Source organism: Methanosarcina thermophila TM-1 (genome assembly GCF_000969885.1).
Lineage (GTDB): Archaea > Halobacteriota > Methanosarcinia > Methanosarcinales > Methanosarcinaceae > Methanosarcina > Methanosarcina thermophila.
The window spans coordinates 1,616,082-1,637,410 of sequence record NZ_CP009501.1 but is presented as its reverse complement, the minus strand read 5'-3'; the positions used below and the strand labels follow the sequence as shown (position 1 = coordinate 1,637,410).

Annotated in this window: 16 protein-coding genes; 9 read left to right on the top strand and 7 right to left on the bottom strand. The window is 39.5% G+C overall.

Translation table 11 applies throughout. The features are described 5' to 3' along the window. Positions 1 to 73 precede the first annotated feature (73 nt). A complete protein-coding gene (locus MSTHT_RS13755) occupies positions 74 to 1,462 on the bottom strand; it encodes a PGF-pre-PGF domain-containing protein (protein WP_052721847.1) in 1,389 nt (462 codons plus the stop codon). Between the two features lie 1,041 nt (positions 1,463 to 2,503). Between MSTHT_RS13755 and MSTHT_RS07025 the strand changes: the two genes are divergently transcribed. Beyond that, positions 2,504 to 3,373 carry a geranylgeranylglycerol-phosphate geranylgeranyltransferase gene (locus tag MSTHT_RS07025; RefSeq protein WP_048167165.1) on the top strand — a complete coding sequence of 290 codons (870 nt, stop codon included), beginning with the start codon at positions 2,504 to 2,506 and terminating at the stop codon, positions 3,371 to 3,373. Between the two features lie 122 nt (positions 3,374 to 3,495). On the opposite strand, the gene MSTHT_RS07020 is transcribed toward MSTHT_RS07025, so the two are convergent. Both MSTHT_RS07020 and MSTHT_RS07015 read right to left on the bottom strand, forming a co-directional pair. Next, positions 3,496 to 4,728, bottom strand: a complete 1,233-nt coding sequence (locus MSTHT_RS07020; protein ID WP_048167164.1) for a methionine adenosyltransferase — start codon at positions 4,726 to 4,728, stop codon at positions 3,496 to 3,498. A 261-nt stretch (positions 4,729 to 4,989) separates the two neighbouring features. Continuing rightward, the gene (locus MSTHT_RS07015) at positions 4,990 to 5,739 is read right to left on the bottom strand and encodes an RNA ligase partner protein (RefSeq protein WP_048167163.1); all 750 of its coding nucleotides are present in this window, start codon (positions 5,737 to 5,739) and stop codon (positions 4,990 to 4,992) included. 547 nt (positions 5,740 to 6,286) lie between these two features. Here MSTHT_RS07015 and MSTHT_RS07010 point away from each other — a divergent pair. From MSTHT_RS07010 to MSTHT_RS13750, 5 genes are all read left to right on the top strand, one after another. Next, a complete protein-coding gene (locus MSTHT_RS07010) occupies positions 6,287 to 6,667 on the top strand; it encodes a hypothetical protein (protein WP_048167162.1) in 381 nt (126 codons plus the stop codon). 525 nt (positions 6,668 to 7,192) lie between these two features. Beyond that, entirely contained in the window at positions 7,193 to 7,585 is a 393-nt protein-coding gene (locus MSTHT_RS07005; RefSeq protein ID WP_052721846.1) for a thioredoxin family protein, read from the top strand. Positions 7,586 to 7,920: 335 nt separating this feature from the next. Next, positions 7,921 to 8,874: a deoxyhypusine synthase gene (locus MSTHT_RS07000; RefSeq protein WP_048167160.1), complete on the top strand. Its 954-nt coding sequence runs from the start codon at positions 7,921 to 7,923 to the stop codon at positions 8,872 to 8,874. Positions 8,875 to 8,878: 4 nt separating this feature from the next. Beyond that, entirely contained in the window at positions 8,879 to 9,544 is a 666-nt protein-coding gene (gene pyrF, locus MSTHT_RS06995; protein WP_048167159.1) for an orotidine-5'-phosphate decarboxylase, read from the top strand. A gap of 260 nt (positions 9,545 to 9,804) precedes the next feature. Then, positions 9,805 to 10,998 (top strand): tyrosine-type recombinase/integrase, encoded by a 1,194-nt coding sequence (locus tag MSTHT_RS13750; protein ID WP_052721845.1) that lies wholly within the window; start codon positions 9,805 to 9,807, stop codon positions 10,996 to 10,998. Between the two features lie 147 nt (positions 10,999 to 11,145). Here MSTHT_RS13750 and MSTHT_RS06985 read toward each other — a convergent pair whose 3' ends face one another. Then, positions 11,146 to 12,264, bottom strand: coding sequence for a hypothetical protein (locus MSTHT_RS06985; RefSeq protein WP_149761872.1), 1,119 nt, complete (start codon positions 12,262 to 12,264; stop codon positions 11,146 to 11,148). Between the two features lie 534 nt (positions 12,265 to 12,798). On the opposite strand from MSTHT_RS06985, the gene MSTHT_RS06980 reads away from it, so the two are divergent. The 3 genes from MSTHT_RS06980 (at position 12,799) to MSTHT_RS06970 (ending at position 16,116) form a co-directional block, all read left to right on the top strand. Continuing rightward, a complete protein-coding gene (locus tag MSTHT_RS06980) occupies positions 12,799 to 13,014 on the top strand; it encodes a hypothetical protein (protein WP_048167157.1) in 216 nt (71 codons plus the stop codon). Between the two features lie 62 nt (positions 13,015 to 13,076). After that, entirely contained in the window at positions 13,077 to 14,141 is a 1,065-nt protein-coding gene (locus MSTHT_RS06975) for a bifunctional DNA primase/polymerase (protein ID WP_149761870.1), read from the top strand. Further along, positions 14,128 to 16,116 (top strand): DUF5906 domain-containing protein, encoded by a 1,989-nt coding sequence (locus MSTHT_RS06970; RefSeq protein WP_048167155.1) that lies wholly within the window; start codon positions 14,128 to 14,130, stop codon positions 16,114 to 16,116. The genes MSTHT_RS06975 and MSTHT_RS06970 overlap by 14 nt, the downstream gene beginning before the upstream one ends. Before the next feature lie 670 nt (positions 16,117 to 16,786). On the opposite strand, the gene MSTHT_RS06965 is transcribed toward MSTHT_RS06970, so the two are convergent. The 3 genes from MSTHT_RS06965 to MSTHT_RS06950 all read right to left on the bottom strand — a co-directional run bounded on the left by MSTHT_RS06965 (position 16,787) and on the right by MSTHT_RS06950 (position 21,230). Next, positions 16,787 to 17,227: a hypothetical protein gene (locus MSTHT_RS06965; RefSeq protein ID WP_048167154.1), complete on the bottom strand. Its 441-nt coding sequence runs from the start codon at positions 17,225 to 17,227 to the stop codon at positions 16,787 to 16,789. 378 nt (positions 17,228 to 17,605) lie between these two features. Next, positions 17,606 to 18,046 carry a hypothetical protein gene (locus tag MSTHT_RS06960; protein WP_048167153.1) on the bottom strand — a complete coding sequence of 147 codons (441 nt, stop codon included), beginning with the start codon at positions 18,044 to 18,046 and terminating at the stop codon, positions 17,606 to 17,608. 823 nt (positions 18,047 to 18,869) lie between these two features. Beyond that, positions 18,870 to 21,230 (bottom strand): phage/plasmid primase, P4 family, encoded by a 2,361-nt coding sequence (locus MSTHT_RS06950; RefSeq protein WP_048167151.1) that lies wholly within the window; start codon positions 21,228 to 21,230, stop codon positions 18,870 to 18,872. Between the last annotated feature and the right edge of the window lie 99 nt (positions 21,231 to 21,329).

Sequence of the window (21,329 nt, the reverse complement as noted above, 5' to 3'; positions counted from 1 at the left end):
TTCAATTGCAATTATAAAGATAACAAGGGACAGGTATAAAAAATCCACCTGCCCCATCTAATTTAATTCATTCTCAGATCTTTTTCTTTAACACGCAGTACCCGGCAATAATCATGAAAAGCGGTAAGGAAATTGCCATAAATATCCTGGCTGCTCCCATCGGATCCTTGATTCTACTATCTCCTCCCGCGTTTCCGCTCATAGCTGCCCTTCCTTCGCTTCCAATGCTTCTCAGGGGTATCTTATTTGCGCCCTGGATTTCTCCACTTCCTTCGTATTCCGTTATTGCAAAGAAAGAATAGCCAGGGGTTTCCGCTTCAAAGTAAACGTAATTCTTGTCTTCTCTGACTTTTTCAGTATAAAGGGGCTGCCAATCTTCGTCGTACCTTTGAAGAGTTATCAGAGTCTCATTAATATTCTCATCCTTAATCCACGATTTTTCAACCTTAAACTCTATAAGTCCGTTTCTAATGGAAGTGGGAAGTCCTGCTCCCTTATCTCCTACCCAGACATTTACATGCTTATAGACCTTGCCTTGAGGAGTTGTCGGGACAAGAGTGGATTTGTTTTTAAGTTCTTCTACAACTGTTGTTGTTCTCCTGAAAGTCTTCTTCGGATCAAATTTGATGTAGGTAACGCATGTAACACCTTCTACAAAATCAAATTTGACAGGGTAACCACTTATAACGCTTCTGGTAGCAAGTTCCTTGGCGGCAATATTGCTCGCATCCTCACTAGAAACAAGGTTCATTCCCCAACCGCTAGAGGACGAACTGCCAGAAGAGGATGAATTGTTAGTAGGGGATGAACTATCGGAAGAAGAATTGGAATTATTATCTTCTTTATTTTCCCTGTTATCTAAAGTTACAGTATTAGGATTTTTGGTGTTTGGATTTTGTTTATTTGGACTCTTTTTATTTGGACTTCTCTCATTTGGACTCTTTTTATTTGGACTTCTCTCATTTGGATTCTCCTCATTTGGGCTTTCCTCATTTGGATTCTCCTCATTTGGATTCTCCTCATTTGGGCTTTCCTCATTTGGGCTTTCCTCATTTGGATTCTCCTCATTTGGATTCTCCTCATTTGGATTCTCCTCATTTGGGCTTTCCTCATTTGGATTCTCCTCATTTGGATTCTCCTCATTTGGATTCTCCTCATTTGGATTCTCCTCATTTGGATTCTCCTCATTTGGATTCTCCTCATTTGGATTCTCCTCATTTGGATTCTCCTCATTTGGATTCTCCTCATTTGGGCTTTCCTCATTTGGATTCTCCTCATTTGGATTCTCCTCATTTGGATTCTCCTCATTTGGATTCTCCTCATTTGGATTCTCCTCATTTGGATTCTCCTCATTTGGGCTTTCCTCATTCGAAGTTCCATCTCTCGGATTTTCCTCATTCAGATTGGGACCTGCTGTATCACTTCCATCATTTCCGGGATCCTGATCTATAGCAGATGCCATACTGGAGATTGTCCCGGGAATTATTAGTATTATAACTAATATATAAATCAAAGAGCTAAAAAAATCGGCTTTCATCTTATTGGCCTCCACCCATGCGTCAGTAAACAAAAATTTCCGGTTCTTTCCTAATTATTAACGGAATAGTATATAATTCGTATAAATAAAATTAAGATCTTGATTATAGTAGATTTTTAATAGATCCTAAGTCAACACATTTCTTTGCTCCAGTTCAATATTTGAATCTGTTTAAGATTGAACAAATATTTATTTGAGTTTAGGGCATTTTTTGGGTTTGCCTGTTTCTGAAATTGGTAAACCTTTTATATATCAAAGGGAAGAACGGCAGGACATAAAACCGTCTTACTTAATATTAACTTTTTAATTAGTATGTTACTATAAATTTCCTTTGATTCAATATCCGCATATTTACTATATAGCTTCCTCTTACATCGCATAATTTTAAATAAATCAAAAAATAAAATATTTCAAGAAGCCCATATTATAATTCTTTTTATTCCCTTGTTAGTTGTATTCTTCCTCCCTGAAATCCTGTCCTTCATGTAACCTCTCGTAATAATCAGTAATTTACTCTCTAATGCAAATTTTATACCAGAACCATTGACTCGAAACCGTTGAACTGCGACCCTTTTACGAAAAGGCTTGACCAAAACCGTTGCACCGGTTTATCACCAAGCGTTGTGCCGCTTGACCACGCCGTCACGCCGTTTTCGATAAAACCTTCTCAAAAGGTTTTCGCTCAAGCCTTTTTTGAAAAGGCTTGTGATCAAACTTTTTCTTAAAAAGTTTGTGTTTATCACGCCAGATAGGGTTAGGGGATAAAGTTCTAAAATCCAAGATTATGCCGTTTTTGATCAAACATTATAGAAATTTGCGGAATTGGAGTGGAAATATTATAAATTCTGTCCAATAGATACGCTTCTTGAGCGAACGAGGTGAAAGAAAAAGGAGCCATCCTCCCAAGACGGGATTCGGGCGAGAAAATCCGATACCTTTAATACTTTGTAATACTGCTTTGTACTGATGTCTGCAGGCATACGCACATATCTGGAACTTATGAGATACGAAAACTGCCTGATGGCGGGTTTTGCAGCCGTAATCGGAACACTGATCGCTTTTAATATCCTTATCTCTGAAGCCCCAGGATCTTATAGCCCTGAAGATTTTCCTTTTTTTTATTCTTGCCTTGTATTCCTAGTCGTATTCTTAGTCTCAGGTGCAGGAAATACCATTAATGATTATTTTGACGTGAGGATAGATTCGATAAATCGCCCTGAGAGACCTATCCCCTCAGGTCGGGCAACGTTAAAAGAAGCTCTCTATTTTTCTTACACTCTGTTTGCCCTTGGCACACTCCTAGCTTTCTGGATTAACTTAATCTGCGGATTTATTGCCCTGTTTAATTCCCTGCTGCTAATCTTCTATGCAAAAACTCTCAAAGGCACTCCTCTTTTAGGAAATCTGAGCATAGGCTATCTCACCGGGTCAACCTTCCTGTTCGGAGCTTCAGTTTTCGGGTTTGAAGGACTGGACGTGCTTTTCGTACTCTTCCTGCTAGCAGCCCTCGGGATTACTGCCAGAGAGATTGTAAAGGATATTGAGGACATTGAAGGGGACAAGATCGAAGGGGCAGACACCCTGCCTATCAGGGTCGGGGCAAAAAAGGCAGGTTACCTTGCAGTATTTATAGGACTCCTTGCCGTGCTTTTAAGCCCTCTTCCTTACTTTATGCAGATTCTTGGCGTACGTTATCTTTATCTTGTCCTTCTGGCAGATATGGGATTTCTCGCAGCCATCTACCAGTTACTTATCAGGAACAATCCTACAAAGTCCTCAAGAATGTTCAAGATAGCTATGTTCTTTGCTCTCATTGCTTTTATTGCCGGGGTATAATTTCTTTCCGGCTAAGCAATACAAACCGTTTAGAAAAAAACTTTTTAGAAAAATGTTTTATCAAAAAGTTTTTAGAAAAAAGTTTTTCAAAAATTTGTAGATCCTTCTCTATTAAACTTACTTCAGCAGATTGGACATTTTCCTGCGACCAGTTCCATTGAAAAATCCCGTATATTCTCAAGCTCTTTTTCCATTACTTCGGCTACTTCCTTTTCTACTTCGCTTGCAGATCCTTTCTTCATTATCAGCTGGGCAGTGGCGATCTGGGGCTGATCTATTGGAGTCCCGATTTCGCTTAAAAGCCAGACATAAACTTCGGAAACATCAGGCACTTCTTTATAGATCTGGGCTGCAATCCTGTGGGAAAGCAGGTTGTAAACTTTTCCTATATGGCTCACAGGATTTTTGCCTGCTGCGGCTTCGCTGCTAACAGGACGGTTCAGGGGAATTACTCCGTTTACTCGGTTTCCGCGTCCAACCTGCCCGCCGTCCGCATCTTCTGCAGAAGTGCCAGTTACAGTGGTATAAATTCCCTGCAGCCCCCTGCCCGGAACATCCAGAGTGTTCAGGGAAGCTGTCGGCTTCAGGCACATACAGCCTTCAAATTCAGCTCTTGCTTTCTCTGCAAACTCGGCAGCAAACTCTTCTATCCGCTCGTGAAGTTCGATTTTCTTCTTAAAATACTCATTTTCGGATTCAACAAACCTGTCCACCAGCGGCATCGCAACAGTCAGATGTATGTCTTCCTTATGCCTGAGTCCCATAACTTTTACATCTTCTCCGGATTCCGGATACTCTTTTTTGAACTTCTTCGAGTTCAGGTATCTCTCACATTCAAAAACAAGCCTTTCAGTAGGGCTCAATGGTGCATATCCGACTGCTGCGGATGTGTCGTTTGCCCCGAGAATTTCCCCTCCTCTGATAAATATATCTGTAAGTTCTGCAGAACCTTTTTTTAACTCTACCTGATAGATAAGATTCTCAGGATCCACAAACCGGAGGTTATCCTGAATCCATTGCTTCGCTGTACTGATCGCAAGCTCGGGAACGTCAATCTCTATTCCCTGAAATTCAAAAGTCGCCCTGTCCCCGATGATAAGCCTCATAGGGCTTACTACTCTGCCTCCTCCTAATTTCCCTTCCACTTCTCCTGCAACAAGCATACCTTTGTCAATGTTATAGTGCAGAATAGTCCCAAAAGTCTCAAGGTATTTCTGGCTCAAGTTCACTGATATTTGTTCCATAACTGCATCGCAGATATAATCCGGATGCCCTAGCCCCTTTCTTTCAACAACTTCAACTCTCTGGCGGTAAACCTCAGGCGCTTTTAATTCTTCTACGACTATATTCCTCAAACTCTCATCCCCCAAATTCTAAAAATACAATTACACTAAAGGCAGTTGCATTAAAGGCGTTAACTCCCCTAAGGCTTGATAAAGATTAATGATACTATTTTTCACTGAGATTTATGTTCCAATAATTCACCGAGATTCATGTTTTAATAGTAGCCCGAAATTAAGTTCCATGATAAATTTCAGGCATTATATCGGTCGAATTTAAATCCTTTCCGATGAATCTCAGGAATCGTGCTGTTATCATTATTCAAGATTAACTTATTAAATGAATTCCAGTTCTTCAGATGATCCTTTTTTGCTTTTGTTCTGGCTTCCGGATTCGGGTTCACTTCCGGTTTCCGGAAGATGTTTCAGGTACTCTTTCATCATCATGGGGAAAGTATTTGCAGGCACAAAACGTACTCCAAGCTGCTCAGCCCACTTCTCAATCCCATAATCACTTGCAATAACTGCGGCGTCAAGCTCCTTGGCAAGGATGAGAACATCAATATCAGGAGCACTATCAAGAATCCCATATCTCAGGGCAGCACGATATTTATTCCGGAATTTGCCAATTATCCCCCCGATTACTTCCCTCTCAACTTCTTCCTTATACTCTTTTTTCTTATTTTGCGGATTTTCCATGAAGAGGCACTCAGTAGCGGCTTCCCATATCGCATCTTCCGCAACTCCCATGCCCCGGTTGATCCTTTCCCGCATATAAGTAACATATTCATGGAAAATCTGAGAAGTTACACTAACCCTGTATCGATCAGGAGATTTTTTCACAAGCCAGGTATCTATTTTTGCCATAACTTCCCTGTCACAGCCATTGTGGCTTGCGAATTCATACATCTCTTTATACACTGACGGATAGGGCACGTAACAGCTTATCCCGAACTGCAGGCGAACATTGGCTATCAGGTCAAGGATTGCCTTCATTCCCTCACAAAGGGAAGTATAACCCATAACCTCACGCGTCTGCAGATCCGTCAATGCTGTAGTATCCAGCACAAATCTCTGTTTGAGCATTTTTTCAAACCTTTTAGAACAATCTATTTACCCATTTTATGTATTGATCAATGATCAATAAAATTCTTTGTTTTATTCCGATCATTTACTAACTTTTTATCTTTTTTCTGTTTTTATAGTCCTTCTTTTTTTATTATCTGTTTATTTTTTAATCAAAATCAATAACTGTATATAGTTTTAAGACATATATTTTCATAGGGAAGTTAAAACCAGAGGCTAAAAAGCTATCTAAAACAAATTTTATAAAGTGTCTTCTAATGTTGTTTCGACTCAAATGCGAGAAGCATTTTTGAATCAACATTAGAATAAATGTTGTGCTGTTAGTCTTTATGTTTGCTTTTCAGCTCTGGACCGATCTTCTCGAGATCGATGTGCAAGTCGGGTAATACCGGCAAGTAAGACACAGCTCAATGATGTGAAAAATTGAGCCGGATTGGACACCTCAAAATAGCCCGATTCGGTATAATGGTAATAAGCTGAAAATGGGGTATATGATTTGAGTGAAAACACGGAGACATTGAAGCCCTGTGTAGGCTCAGCATAGGGCATGGTGAGAAACCCTCTGAGTAAGGGAGGCGACACAATGAAGGAGTATTGCAATATTTGCGGTCGGGAATTGCTGGAAGACGTAATGGTTGTGGACACTAGCTTGGATATGAAACCAATAAAGTTCAAAGAGGTCCACGGGGATAAGTCCGATCTGATCTGCATTGAGTGTGCAATTGATTCGATTGAAAATCCACCCTTTGTATGTTCAAGATGCGGGCAGCCAATCGAATTTAATGAAAAGTTCTATGTATTCAGGGAAGCAACCACAAAACCTGGCGGTCCCAAAGTTGACTTTAAAGAGATATGTCTTGATGATAAATATATCTGCAGCACATGTTTTTCTGAGATAATGAATCCCGAGGGTGACGAAGAAGATTAAATGGAAATCTGTGTGTAAACTTAATCCCTCTGCCTGAATTTTTAATCAATAGGCAGGAATCAGGCATCAGTTACCGAGAATTTCTGCCCGGAAATACAGAACTATTCTTCAGTTCTGTCACCAGTTTTTTCTAATTTTTTCCGGATTTTTTCCCCTTTATTTTCTTTTTTGTTTCTTGTCCTTACTTTTATTTTTCTTTGCCTTTTTTCTTCTTAAGCTATCTAAAAGTTCTTCATTTAAAAATTGATAGTTCATCATATTCCCTATTCAATTACTCGCGGATCCATGAAATTAGATTTTATAAAGCATAAATATTAATCTTATAAAAGTAGAGACTATTGATCTAATAAACAGAGTTTGACAAACATAATCCAATAAACGGGGACTGACAAATAGAACCAGATAAATAGAATAAATAAAAACAGATAAATAAAATCTGACAAATAGAGCGACTGATATCTATAAGCATGGTAATTCTGTTTGTTTTGTTTTATTAAACTATCCATGATCTCGCGGGGTAATAGATTGAATGAAAGCAGTGTGATTGAAATTGGAGATATGAACTGGGGAGAAATTGTAGAGAGCTCTAAAAAGCCGGTTATTGTAATGTTCTACAGCTCTACCTGCCCTTATTGCAAAGCTATGGAACCTTATTTTATAGACTATGCAAAAGAATTCAAAAACTCGGCAATTTTTGCCCGTCTGAATATTGAAACAAATCCATGGACTGCAGAAAGGTACGGCGTTCTTGGCACGCCTACGTTTAAGTTCTTCTGCCGGGGAAGACCCGTGTGGGAGCAGGTAGGCCAGATCTATCCTTCCATACTGAAAAAGGCAGTTGAAGATATGATTAATTACGGAGAAGAATGTATAAAGAAAAGCACTCCAATCGGTCAGGACATCACGGGATACGTTTGACCTGCGGGTCAGCACCCAGGTTCTTTTTTTCCTTTTCTTTCTGCCTGTAGATTCCTCTCTCACAAGCCCGAACTTCTCAAATATAGCCTGAACTGCAGCCAGGATACTGACAAGCCTGTCTTCCCTGCGATATTCAACCTCAGCTTTTCTAAAATCTTTTACTATATTCTTAGAAAAGGAACTTATCAGAAGAGAAGGTTTATGTATACAGACATGCCCACATAAATTCTCTCAGATCAGTACTCCATTTGAGACATGAACCTGTAATTACTCTTACAATAATCTCTTAATTAATCCTGTAAATTAATTAATCCTGTAAATTTTGAGGAATAAAAATGGATATTGAAGATTCTTCTAAGAACCTTACAACTCCGATTAGGGGTGCAAAGATAGTTGCGGATATGACTGTAGACGAGCTTGTAAGGGAATATAGTGGCTGTGCCTTTGGAGCAGGCAGGCTGGCTGAAGCCGTGGATATCTATTATAAAATGCTGGCTTCCGAGAAAACTACGAAATTTTTTGGGCTTGCAGGAGCTATGATTCCAGCAGGCATGAGAAATATTATCGCTGATTTGATACGCGACGGCTATATCGATGTGCTTGTTACTACTGGAGCAAATATGGTACATGATACTGTTGAGGCTCTGGGTCTTCACCATTATAAGGGTACAGCCTGTGCAAATGATATCCAGCTCAGGCACGACTGCATCGACAGGATCTATGACGTCTACCTGCCAGACCAGCACTTTACCGAACTTGAAGAATTTCTGCAGAGCATCTATGCCGGGCTTCCTAAGGAAAAACTTTCTATCCGGCAGGTTCTCACTGAGATAGGGAAAAACCTTGATGACGATTCCTCTATCCTGAAAACCGCAGCAGATATGGGCGTGCCTGTGTACTGCCCTGCCATTCAAGATTCTGTAATAGGGCTTCAAGCCTGGTTATATAAAGAAGGGAATCCTCTGCATGTGGATGCTTTTGCTGATATGCATGAGTTTATGGATATCTGCTATGAGACCGAGTGTGCAGGCGCCATGCTCCTTGGGGGCGGAGTTCCAAAAAACTATATTCTGCAGTCTATGCTTGTGACCCCCAGGTCATTTGATTATGCAATCCAGTTGACCATGGATCGCCCTGAGACCGGAGGTCTAAGCGGGGCAACACTTGACGAAGCCCAGTCATGGGGAAAGGTCGGAGAAAATGCAAAAACTGTAACTGTGTACGCTGATGCAACTATTACCCTTCCTCTTATAGTTGCAGCTGTGCGGACACGCCTTTTAAAGAGATGAGTTTATGGAAAGGAAAACCCGTATAATTCTTGCCCTGGATGTTTCTGACAGGGAAGAAGCACTTAAAATTGCAGAGGATGTTTCAGAATTCGTGGACGCCATAAAAGTAGGCTACCCCCTTGTACTCGCAACCGGGCTTGAGATAATCAGGGAACTTGCTGAATTTGCTCCAATAATCGCAGATTTCAAGGTTGCCGATATTCCCAATACCAACCGCCTTATCTGCGAACAGGTTTTTGAAGTAGGAGCCGATGCCGTGATTGTCCAGGGGTTCACAGGTCGCGACAGCCTTGATGCCTGCATTGAGGTTGCCTCTGAATACAGGAAAGATGTGTTCGTGGTAAGCGAGATGAGCCATCCAGGAGGAGCCGAATTCCTCCAGCCTGTCGGAGAAGCAATTGCGAGAATGGCAGCTGAAGCAGGAGCCTCTGGTCTTGTTGCTCCTGCGACTAGACCGGAAAGAGTAAAGAAAATAAGGGAAATCGTTGGAGATAAACTCACTATTATCTCGCCTGGAGTTGGTGCCCAGGGAGGAAGAGCCTCTAATGCTATTGCCGCAGGTGCCGATTGGGTAATAGTAGGAAGGAGCATCTATAAAGCAGAATTACCAAAGAAGGCTGCCAGCGAGATTGCTGCCGAGATTGAGGCTGAACTCAGAAGAGAGGGCTGAAAAATATTTTTAAATGTTTTTAGAATTTATTTCTTCTAAAAATATTTTTCCGTTTTCTGAGAGATATTTATTATTTAGCTATGTTGAGAGATATTTATTATTTAGCTATGTTGAGAGATATTTATTATTTAGCTATATTATCTGATCAATTGAGTGCCTGTGATGAAAAACTTTGCTGATTTATGATGAGCCCTATGAGTTCTGAGGCACGAAAATTGAGTACCTCATGAATTAAATACTAAGAATACCATTTACTTAGTATGTTTAAATTAGTGGATGCTGAAAACTTCCTAAAGTCTGAAGAGCTTTCAGAATGTAATCGGGAAATTTTGAGTAAGTATTTCAGATATTTGAGGCATGAAGGGAATAGCGAAAGAACAGCTTTAAACCATATGGAGAATATGATATGGGTAGCGAAGGCTCTTCATGAGTGTGATCTAGGGAAACTTACAGAGGATGACCTTTATCTCTTTTTTGATGCTTTAGAAAACTACACTTACACAGACAGGGCAGGTAAGATAAAGAAATATTCTGAGCCAACAAAGGAGACTCGAAAAGTATCTTTGAAGAAGTTCTTAAAATGGAACAAAAATTACGAGCTTCACGAAAAAATAAAGTGTAAGAGACTCAAAGGAAAGAAGCTTCCTGAAGATATTAAGTGTAAAGAAGATATTGTAAAAATGATTGAAGCAGGTAGCAATAGTCGGGACAGAGCCATCATAGCTTGTTTTTATGAGTCTGGCGCCAGAAGAGGGGAACAGCTTTCTGTTAAGCTCAAAAACGTAGAGCTTGATGAGTATGGGGCTGTGATTACCTTCCCAGAAGGTAAGACAGGAGCTAGGAGGGTTAGATTGGTTTTCTCTGCTCCATACCTACGGGAATGGATAGATGATCACCCTAGAAAGGATGAGAGGGATGCACCTTTATGGTGTACATTGGATAAAAACGCTGGACTCATGTCAGTTACCGGGCTTGTTAATGTATTCAATCGATGTGGGGAAAAAGCAGGAATAGAGAAAAAAGTCAATCCTCATTCCTTCCGCCACGATAGAGCAACTCACCTAGCTACAAATTTTACAGAACAACAGCTCAAGATGTATTTAGGTTGGTCTCCTACATCGACCCAACCAGCTACATACGTTCATTTGAGTGGAAAAAATATGGACGACGCTGTTTTGAAAATGTATGGCATTAAAACAAATGAAGATGATACTGAATTCTTGAAGCCTGGAGTGTGTCCCAGGTGCCATGAGCTAACTCCTGTAAATGCAAGGTTCTGTCTTAAATGTGGATTGCCTTTATCTAGAGAAGCTACAACAACGGTAGAATCCATAAGAAATGATTATATCCAATTTGCGGACTTAGAAGAACTTAGAGAAATGAAGGATGCATATAGACAAGGGCTTGAAGAAATCTCCAAGCTGAAGGAGAAGATGCTAAAAAGTGGGAAATAACTTTCTCAACCAAACTTTCACTCATTTTTTAGTATAATTATAAGTGGCTGATAATCTTTGCTTATTGTGATGAAATCTTTAAAACATGGAGCACGTCCTTTTCTCTCGGGATGTTATATCCTATCAGAACTTCTAAAGTTGTGCCAATTATAGTCGTACTTGCCAGCGACTATAGTAATCCAGTACTGCTTGATATATCTCATCTACAGTATTAAGACTAAATCTCGATGGTTGCTTATATTTAAATATCATTTCACTGGCTAGCTTCAAATCAGCTAATTCCGCTTCTTTCATGATTATTTGAGATGGTTCTGTAGATCCTCTGGGCAAAACGTGGTTCTCTTTTGATTTCTTCACAAAATATAGTTGGTCATCGGAATCGGCACCAATTAATATATCATGATTCAAGAAATGTTCGAAAAGTAAATCGTCATGTGTAGACTCAAAATCCTTCCATTGCTTCCTAATCAAGTGTAGCGTATTAAGCACATATTTTACAAGATCCTCATCGTCTATTTCTTCCGGTATCTTCTCTGGTATTTCTACTGTTCCGGATAACTGTGTTTGGAATATTTGCAGAGGGATTTCTTCAGGCAATCCGGGTACATGTTCTTTAAATAATTCGAATATTAGTGGAAGGGAAGATAATACTGGTTCAAAGCGAAGTGTATACATTACACCTATAAATTCTTCTTCTGGAGCTTTGAAATCAGGATAATGCTTTGTACAAGAGATGTAGCACTTTTTCAACAGATCATCAACGCGTTGTTGTCTGGGAGCATCTATGCTGTTTCTGTAGAGTTTTACAACTGCGGTTTCAAGTGGCCTTTTACCAGTTTCTATGCATGTATTGAAAAAGGAAGCAGACAAATAAAACTTCACATGATAAATTAACCAGTCTGGACTATTATCAAAATACTCAAGTTCCCGCAGGATGATATTAATAGCTTTTTCATAATTGTTCAAACGTAGTTCGGAAAATCCATGTCTAATATTTTTCAAGTTCTTAATCGTCGTTATATTCCATTTGTTACGAAGGCCGTTTTTTACAGGAGGAATTAATTCTATGCAGTCAAGTTTTTGCAAATCGTGGAGATGCTTATTGATTGTACTTTGATCTTCAACGTTATGTTTTTTCTTTAAATAGATTCTGATATCCGGCTCAGGAACCTCTTCATTTCTTTCTAAAATACATTCAATTATACTGGACTTGACTTCTCTATGTTTCAAATGTTCTCCTTTTCTTTTTGTCATTCTTTTTGTCATAAAATATAGTATGTTGTCTGGGTATTTAAACATAGTTTAAAATACATGTTAATTATTCCGGCTATGTTTACTGGTTATTAATAACCTAGGTTATTAATAACTAAATAAATATTTATAGGATCTTCACTTAGGTTATGGTTGAGGTTAAAACATTATGTTTAACTTTGGATTAAGAAAAATACAGAAAGTTCGATATACATACATGTTGCCAATTCCGACAGACTGGATTAGAAACATGAAGTTAGAAAAGAGTGACGTATTGTGTATCGAAATGTTGTCCGACCAGAGCTTAAGAATAACCCCAGTTCCACAGGCCCGCCAAGACTCTGAAGGAACTGGGAGCGCAACACCAACCAACTTAAAGAAGAAGTGTCCGCATGAAAACTACGATATCTAATGATAAATGTTTTTCCACATGGGCGAAACAAACTTGCACCAACCATCTTGAAATTTTAGAGCACATGAGGAAGAGTACTGATCCAATGGATCGAGCTATCGCAAAACGAATAATGCAAACAGCAGGAGCTGAGAATATTGATTAAAAACGATAGTCCGGAAGGTTCCAGGCTTCCGGAACAAGCAAATGTTCTGACTTCAAAATATAAATTAACTTCTGAGTTTATAAACCCTTCTGCCTATATCAATATTTCCGGTAATGTTTTTCAAAGCTTGCCAGTGACTAATTTTGATTTGGAACTGGAAGAACCTGAAGTTTCGTGGGAAGAGTGGAAGCAGACTAGGAGGGGCTAAATATGGCACTTCCTGATACTAAAACAAACCCGGAAGAATTGTTAAAGTTTCATACTAGGTTAATGAAATATGCGCCAAGAGGGTACAATCCTTTCTATTTTGTACTTGAGATCGGAGGAAAGGAGCCGAAGCAAGGGATAAGCTGGAAAAACAACAGAAAAACCATAACTGAAGCTCTTTACTGGATGAGAAGAGGGCACAATATAGCAATCTGTGCAACTGCTAAAGATCCCCTTTGCATCGTCGATGTCGATGATCTCGCACAAGTCCCGGAAATTAAGCCAACCTTGCAAGTAACCTCCAGGAAGAGAATTGGAAGGCATAATTATTTTTTTGCCATAGATGGAACTGCAAAACGAAATATCCCGACTAAGGATGCCGGAGAAGTCCGATCGGTTTGGCAGTATGTTCTTGCTCCAGGATCATATGTGCCGTGCTCCGAAGAAGAAATAAACCGGATGCCTGATTGTGAAAAACCATACGCAGGAAGATATACGCTAAACAATGAACTCCCGATCAATACAATAACTTTCGAAGAGCTACCGGAAGTCTATACAGCGCGGTATGCTGAAATGAAGAAGTTAGAGGTTGATGCAACAATCCGGGAACTTAAACGGGAAAAGTATACTGGTAAAAATATCGGAGGTAAAAAGAGCGCCCTATGGGATCTTGATATTACCGATGTATCTGGAGTTAGTGACACGAGAGGGCGGTATATCCCTATGCCATCTGTGATACATGGATCTGAAACCGGGCACAATTGCAAAGTCTCAAATGGTTTAATGCATTGCTGGCGGCATAGTGTATGTCATAACGCATTTTCATACCTGTGTATGCTTGCGGGTATTGCGTCTTGTGAAAGGGCAGGCAGACCACATGGAGGCCGGTTTTTCGGTGTAAATGCACAAGACGGGGAAACCGTGTTTAAAGTATGGATGTATGCGAAGGAACACGGAATGATACCAGAGGATGATCCGATACCAAGAAGTGCGCTGGTTTATTATGCGGTGGACAGAGGATGTTGCAAGAAAAGTGAGATACAGGAAGGTAATCGGCTTCCGATCTTAGGTTATACGCTAACTCTGTTGGTAGCAAAGCAGGAGGGGATTAACCTTGGCAGGAATTAATCCTCCTTCTAATTATAAGGACATCACTGAAATCGCATATGAAGCCGTGAAAATGAATGATATTGACGCAATGGTTCAATTTGTTGAGGACGAAAACGATAAACTCGATTGCCCAGTTCCAAAAGACAACTTAGTCAGGCTTTTAAATGAAATTTCAACTCAGATCAGGGCGGCACAAAATGAATTTAATTACAGCCAATGTGTTGAAGAACTTTTTCAGATAACACCGAAGGCGGAGTTAGAAGATAGAATCCTACAGGCAATCGATTTTGTAAATTCAATAGTGCTGTCAAAAGAGGGAAACGTACAGGAAATGGAACTGTTCATAGAATGTAAGGTCATTGATTATTTCGATATTCCGAAGGGAAAGAATCACCAAATGAATAAGATTTTCAGAAGTGGATATGCCGGCACTATCAAAGCCAAAAAGAAAGAGCTTTCGAATAAACAGAAGGCTGAATCAAAAGCTGGCGCATGTACGTTTGACATAGACAGCGAATTCAATGACCTTTATCAAATGTCAGAAAGTGAGGCCGGTAATATTACGATCAAACCTTTCTACGACAGGATAGCCAAATACGTATCTGATAAATTTCATGTGATATCATTTCGCGGAAACCTATTCATCTATAAAGAAGGGTGCTACAAAATAGACCCATATACAGTAAAAGCAGAGGCTACCAGAGTACTCAACGGAATCATGAAAAATGAAAATAGCAGGGACATATCAAAACGGCTAACTGATATCATGACGTATATCCAAAATTACAATGTCGTAAACGAGTATCCATTTAATAACTATAATAATGCATTCCCTGTAAGAAATGGCGTTGTAGTATTTGATTTTGAAAATGGAACTCATTGGTTGGAAGAAAATCCAGACCCAGATACATGGAAGTTCGATTATGTGCTTGATGTGGATTATGACGACGAAGCAGATTCAAACTATATAATGACAAGAATTGCGAAATATCTTTATGATAACCCGGAGCAACCTCTTGATGTAGATGAAGCGAATGGAAGATATGATTCTAAAATAATTTTACAGATTCCAGCGCAGGGTATTTTGCAGGCAATGGGCTATGGGCCGTATAAATCAGTGTACTTACTAGTCGGGGAACCAAATAGTGGAAAAACGTCTATTATTGACTTTATTTCTTACTTTGTTGGTGACTCCTGTAAATGTACGATCGGCTTAGATGAATTTACATCCGGTGACCGGTTTGTAATGGCCAGAAAAGAAGGAAAAATATTAAACCTCCACGATGACCTCGGATACTTCAAAATGGGGGATACTGGTCGAGTAAAGGCAATGTCCGGAGGGTATAATCACAAGATAGAACGCAAAGGCAAAGACGGGTATGATGGAAGAATAACAACCGTTGATGTCTACACAGCAAATCGTCCGGCTGGGTTCAACAGGAATATTTACATTGATAAGGCTTTTTGGGGACGTTGGTATTACGTATACTTCCCCAACCACTTCGACCAGAACGATGAGTTTCAGAAGAACACATTTACTGAAGAAAATAAAAGTGCCTTCCTGAATGAAGTAATCAAAATGATTGTGGAAATCAGGCAAGAGAAACATTTAGTAGTACAAAAAGAAGAATGGACAGAAGTCCGGAGAAAATGGATGCAGGCAGGAAATATCCTATACAAGTTCATTGAAGATAACATGGTAGCAGGAGGGAGAACATCCTTCATTAAAGATGAGCTCTTTACCGCTCTCAAGGCTTGGTGCATTGATAACAAGCAAGGAGAAGATCTGCTCCCGCAAAGATCGTTCGATCTGGGAGACATGGTTGAACTCTGTGGTGGTATTGGAGACGCACAGAGAGTGTTCAAGAACAAGGGATTAACTAGTCATCATTGCTTCGTCTTGAATTATTCTTGGAAACCGCAATCAAAGTATAAAAAATACTGTCCCTCAGAAGCCGCAACAGATCAAGATATTATTACATCGTATTGCTAAATAATATCGCTTTTTTATTTTTAAGCTGGTTGTTAAAACAGCAACCATCTTTTCTTTTTTCATTTTGTTGAAATTTCCTATCCATCCTACTAAACACGAGTTCTCTTTTAGGAACTGGCGGAAAATCCGAATGATTACGGTCGACCTCATCCTAACAAATAACATTATAAATTCACCCAATTAACGGGGTATTCTATATCCATTACTGCAGGAAAACTCCCTCTTTTTTTAAAAGTTATCATATGTGAATTAAGAACTCTTTAAAAAAGAGGGAGTTTTTATGTTTTATATAGTCAATCAAATAGACCGTGAATTACGTTAACACTTTATAAATATAGTTCTATAGGTATAAAATTATGATTAACTTAGAACCTATCCGAAAAGTCAGAATACACGTTGAAAAGCTATAACAGGCTTATAATGTCTAAGTATCTACTCTATGTGTATATCCCTTACTGCGAATGGTAAAATGGGTCAAACATTTTTTGGATAGGCTCTCAACCCACCCTAAAAAATGAAGAGCCATCTTCTTTGTTTATATCCCCAATATACTCACGGTATATTACGTACTTGCCATTTGCTTTCTTTATGCATCTAACCCCAAGACCACTCTTTTTCAACATCGTTTCTCTCTTCTATGTGATCTTCTAAGTGGCTTTTAATGCTCCTCTCAAGCCGTTTTTACCGTGATATTGTATGGCATTCCAGAGAAGATCTTCAAGTGATAAACTCCGGCAGGTTCATACTCATATGTTGAACCAATGGTTGCATTGCTAGAATCCACAGCAATATCAATCAAATTATTTTTTTGGTCATACACGAAAATGGAAAAAACTGTCTGTGTATACTTTGTACTATTTTGAGCATCCCATTCAACTATCCAGGGAGAAGAAGGTACTGTAAACGGTTCTGTCGTTTTACCATCATCTCCAGACCAGGTCGCGATTACAGTACCTGATGCAGTTGTTGGCTCAGAGATTGGCGTTGTTACTTCTGCGGCAGGTTGTGAGACTTCACTCTTCTGTTCATTGCTTCCCGCACATCCAGCTATTCCTACAACAGCTAGAATCACAAGTCCTATACAAATACTTGTTTTCATACTCGTTTTCATCTGTCACATCTCCTGGGAATGTACCTCAATTATTACAAAACTTATTTTATGAGTCTCTAAAGAAATCAGTATATTTCCAGCTTTATAAAGGCATTAACAATAAAATTGTTTTCTATTTATTCCTGTATATACGGTCTGTGATTCTGAGAGCTGTCAGTATATTGTAAAAGATGTAATCTATCGTGAATCGCTATACTGTACCACTTTTTCTGAAACTTAAATCCTCAAAAAGAAAGAAAAAGAGAAAAGCCAGGAATTAAAGTTCCTGGAGATATAGACAAAATAAGGCCTGTTCGATTACTCGGGAATTACTGAATCCTGGAGGAAAAGGAGAATACTGCTGGAGAAAATGAAGAATTCCAGGAAAGATCCTGGAGGTTACTCCGGAACCTGAGAATTCTTTGGAGCAAGCATGGCAAGAATCTCGGCTCTTATCTCGTCATCAGTCTTCTCTTTGCGTTTCGTGTTGTAATTCATGTTAACACTCTGGGAGTTCATGTTTACCTGAGACTGTTTACCGAAGCCCTCGCCCGCAAACTTGGTAGACAAGAGAAACATTGCCGCCTTTGAATCTCCGTGATCCATAGCAAGTTTTACGGATTTTAGACAATTAGCCTGGAGTTCAGCCTCCGCTTTCTGGCATTGAAACCACCAATCCGCATAAGGTCTTTTTCCTTCGAGAGCAAGTTTCTGCCAGTTGAACCATGTAGAACTTGCAACCCCAATAGACTTTGCACAAGCTGTCTGGCTCATTCCTAAAAGAAGATTGTCGTAACATTTCTGGATAAGAGCATCATTTATGAGACATTTTTTAACCATATAACTGTCTATTTATGTCTTTTGTATAAAAGTGTAATTGTGTCTTCCGATTGCTTTTATAAGTTGAGAAGTGGAGTAATTAGAGAGAAAAGTATTCGGAACCCAGGCTATTTTTAACCATGTACATTTTATTAAAGAAGTTGCGGAGGGAACTGCTGGTATAACTTTTATACAGCTGAATTTATTAAAGAAACTGATATATTAATTTCGAGGGCTCCTGAGAGTATAGAGAGCCTTAGTATTCAGTCCTGGACTAATGCAAGCTCTTAACCTGAGCTCTATCTGCATACCTCAATTAAAGTTATACTAAGTTCTACTTATGGTGTCTTCGCACTTTGGCTCATATATGCTACACAGTGGAGAGAGGAGAGTTGGGAAGGGAAATGGGAACTCTCAATGGTGGATGAAGGCTCAGTATATTTTTTCCTGCATATTTCTCTCCTGGGCTCCGGTGAAAGTTGGGTATGTATGACTAACACAATAAGGAAAGAAAAAAAAGGAAAAATGATTCTATCGGAAAACTCAAAAAGGGATTTCCGATATACAAAAAAAATTCTCACGCTATCGAAAATAACTTCTTATATCGGGAATCTTTTCCTATTGTAGTGTTCAAACAAAAAAATAAATTGAATATTCATCTTACTGTGCAAGAAAGAGAAGAAAGAGAGAACGGGAATAAATGAATTAAATAATTAATTTGTATGGTGTGAGGTAACAAATAGAAAAGTTTTCCGATTTAAGAAGTTAAAAACAGTAGCAAGAGAATTTATTTTGTATATCGGAAAAGGTATTTTGAGTTTTCCGATATACCTTAATTTTAGGGTTATTCTTTAGTTTTAAACCAGTCTTGTCTGTCAACAACTGTATTAAAATATGTAGATATGTGCTCTCCCCTTTTTGTGACAATATCGTATTTTGTGGTTTCGTGTACTCTGCGCCCTAATTTTCCTAGCCTCATGGTAAATGCATTAGGCTTAACAGGGGTTAAACCGTTCTGGTTGCACCACTCACAATATAAAGAGTAAACCCTTTTCTTCTCTGTTGGCTCCTCGTTCCCTGAACAGTCCCTTAAACACTCCTCTTCAAATATCCTGACGTTATCAGAGTGCATTAAATAGATTCTTTCAACCTCTTCGACTCCTGCATTATATGAGAATTTGCGGTTCTTCTGGAGCCTTTCAAGCCCTTCCAGCATGAGATTAATAAACCCGCTTATCTCTTCCTCTGTGGTGAGATCGTCTATAAGCCTCTCTTTTATCTCTTCCTTCTCGAATGTCTTAGGGAATTTTATAAGAATCCATCTTCTATAATATGCGTAGTTGTCAGAGTGTGCAAAAGGGGGCTTGTTAGCGGAAAACAAAAGTTTCGTTGTAGGTCTAAAGCTGAAAGAGTGCTGATATTTCCTTTCTCCTGTAAGCTCTAAATCGTTACCTGTAAGGGTGTTAAATACCTCATTTGTTTGCAGGGGAGTATCTTTCAGATCTGGGAAAGCGTTAAGCCTTTTGCCGTATAGGTTGGCGACTCTGTATTTATCAGTCTCAAGGTTCTGAAGACTTTCACCGCTCACATAGGACTTTCCCAGAATGACTTTCAAGAGGTTGATAAATACGCTCTTCCCATTTGACCCGCTCCCGTACAGCATAACAGCCCTTTGCAGGCTGACATCTGATATTAAGCAGTATCCAGCAAACTCTATTAATACATCCTGGTCTTCCTGTGGTAGCTCGCAGGTATTCATATAATCCTTAATGTTCGGGCATTCTGCTGTAGGGTTGTAGACTGCTGGCACCTGTGCTATACTTCTTACTTCTGGTGTATGGGGCTTTAGCTTCCATTCTTTAAGGTCAAACAGCCCATTCTTAAAGTTTACATACCCGTCCTGCTCTATGTCTATCTGACTTCTCGAAACGTAAGTGTAAGCCCTGATATATGCCAGTACTTCCGAAACTCTTTTAGAAGTAGCCTTGTCTATCTTTTCGGGCTCGTCCTCCCCTGTTGCCTCTTCCCACTTCTCTTTATATATCTCTATCTGTGTATCTCTTATGATGGTGTCTAATACTGACTCGCTCCCCTCATTGCTGTAATACCCATCTTGATAAATGAATAGTTCCCCATTGTCCCGCATTGTAAAGATATTATGGTTCTCTAATATCCTATCCCCTATTTCATCAAAGGTTATCTCAATCTTGGTTTTCTTGTCCTTCTCTTTCTTGTAATTAGGGTTATATGTTTCCGGTGTGCTTTCTATTGCTTTGTTTATGGTGTCGGCTCGGTAGTCTTCCCTTTCCCACTTGGAACGGAAAAGCCCTGATGTTCTGAATATTCTATCAATCTGCTCAGGGCTCTTAGTGTAAAATGCTAGCCTTCTACATAGTGCTAAATCTGCATCACTCTGAGAGACATAATTATCAAACTTACCGTTATAGAGAGCTTCAAAGGCTTCGTAGTTTTTCGCCCTTCTGCACTTCTCTATAACCTCTGAGTCTGTGAGGTTTGCCTTAATTACTACGTTCTTTTTAGGCCTACCTCTCCCTTTCTTCTGTGTCTCTCCTGCATCCTTGTTTATTCTCCTGCTGTAAAGGTCTTTAAGTGCTTCCGGTGCCTCTCTTATCTCCTTCGGTGTTTCCGGAATGTGATTACCTGTAAATGTAAAATAACGCCCTGCTTCGTACATTTCCCAATTATTAGACCTGCATCTTTCAGGAGGCTTTGAGCCTCTTACTATAACGTGTGCTCCGGTGTTACTTGGGGAAAGTTCCGCATACGAGTTAAGCTTTAAAACTTCGTCTAATGCGAAGTCGTTCCATTCTTCGCTTTCAGGGTCGAAAACGTGATCAATATCAACGCCTACAAAACGATCATGCTCTGAGAATACGAACCCTAGACCATGATAGCCTTTCCTTTTAATTGAATCTGCGAGGATACTATAAGCCTCTTCAAAACTCCCCCATGTTTTAGAGTCGTTAGGCTTTGCTTTTGCTTCCTTTCCTGCGGTGGCTGGTGTTATCTGATAAGGTATTTTTGTTAATCTCTTTTCGCCTTTGCTGTTGGTGTCGATTTCATATTTCCATAGAACCCACTGATTAAGGCTTTTAAGTTCTTCAGGAATGTTAAAGGGATTTGGTAAATCTATGCTTCCCACAGGTGGCATTTCTATATTTTTGTGTGTGTTGGTATCGCTCAATTTTTATGCCTCTCTAAGGCACATCGTAAAAAAAGACACGTTGTGTTTCGCAACAATAACCGGAGCGTTAGGCTTATAGGCAAGAAAAGTTATAAATAC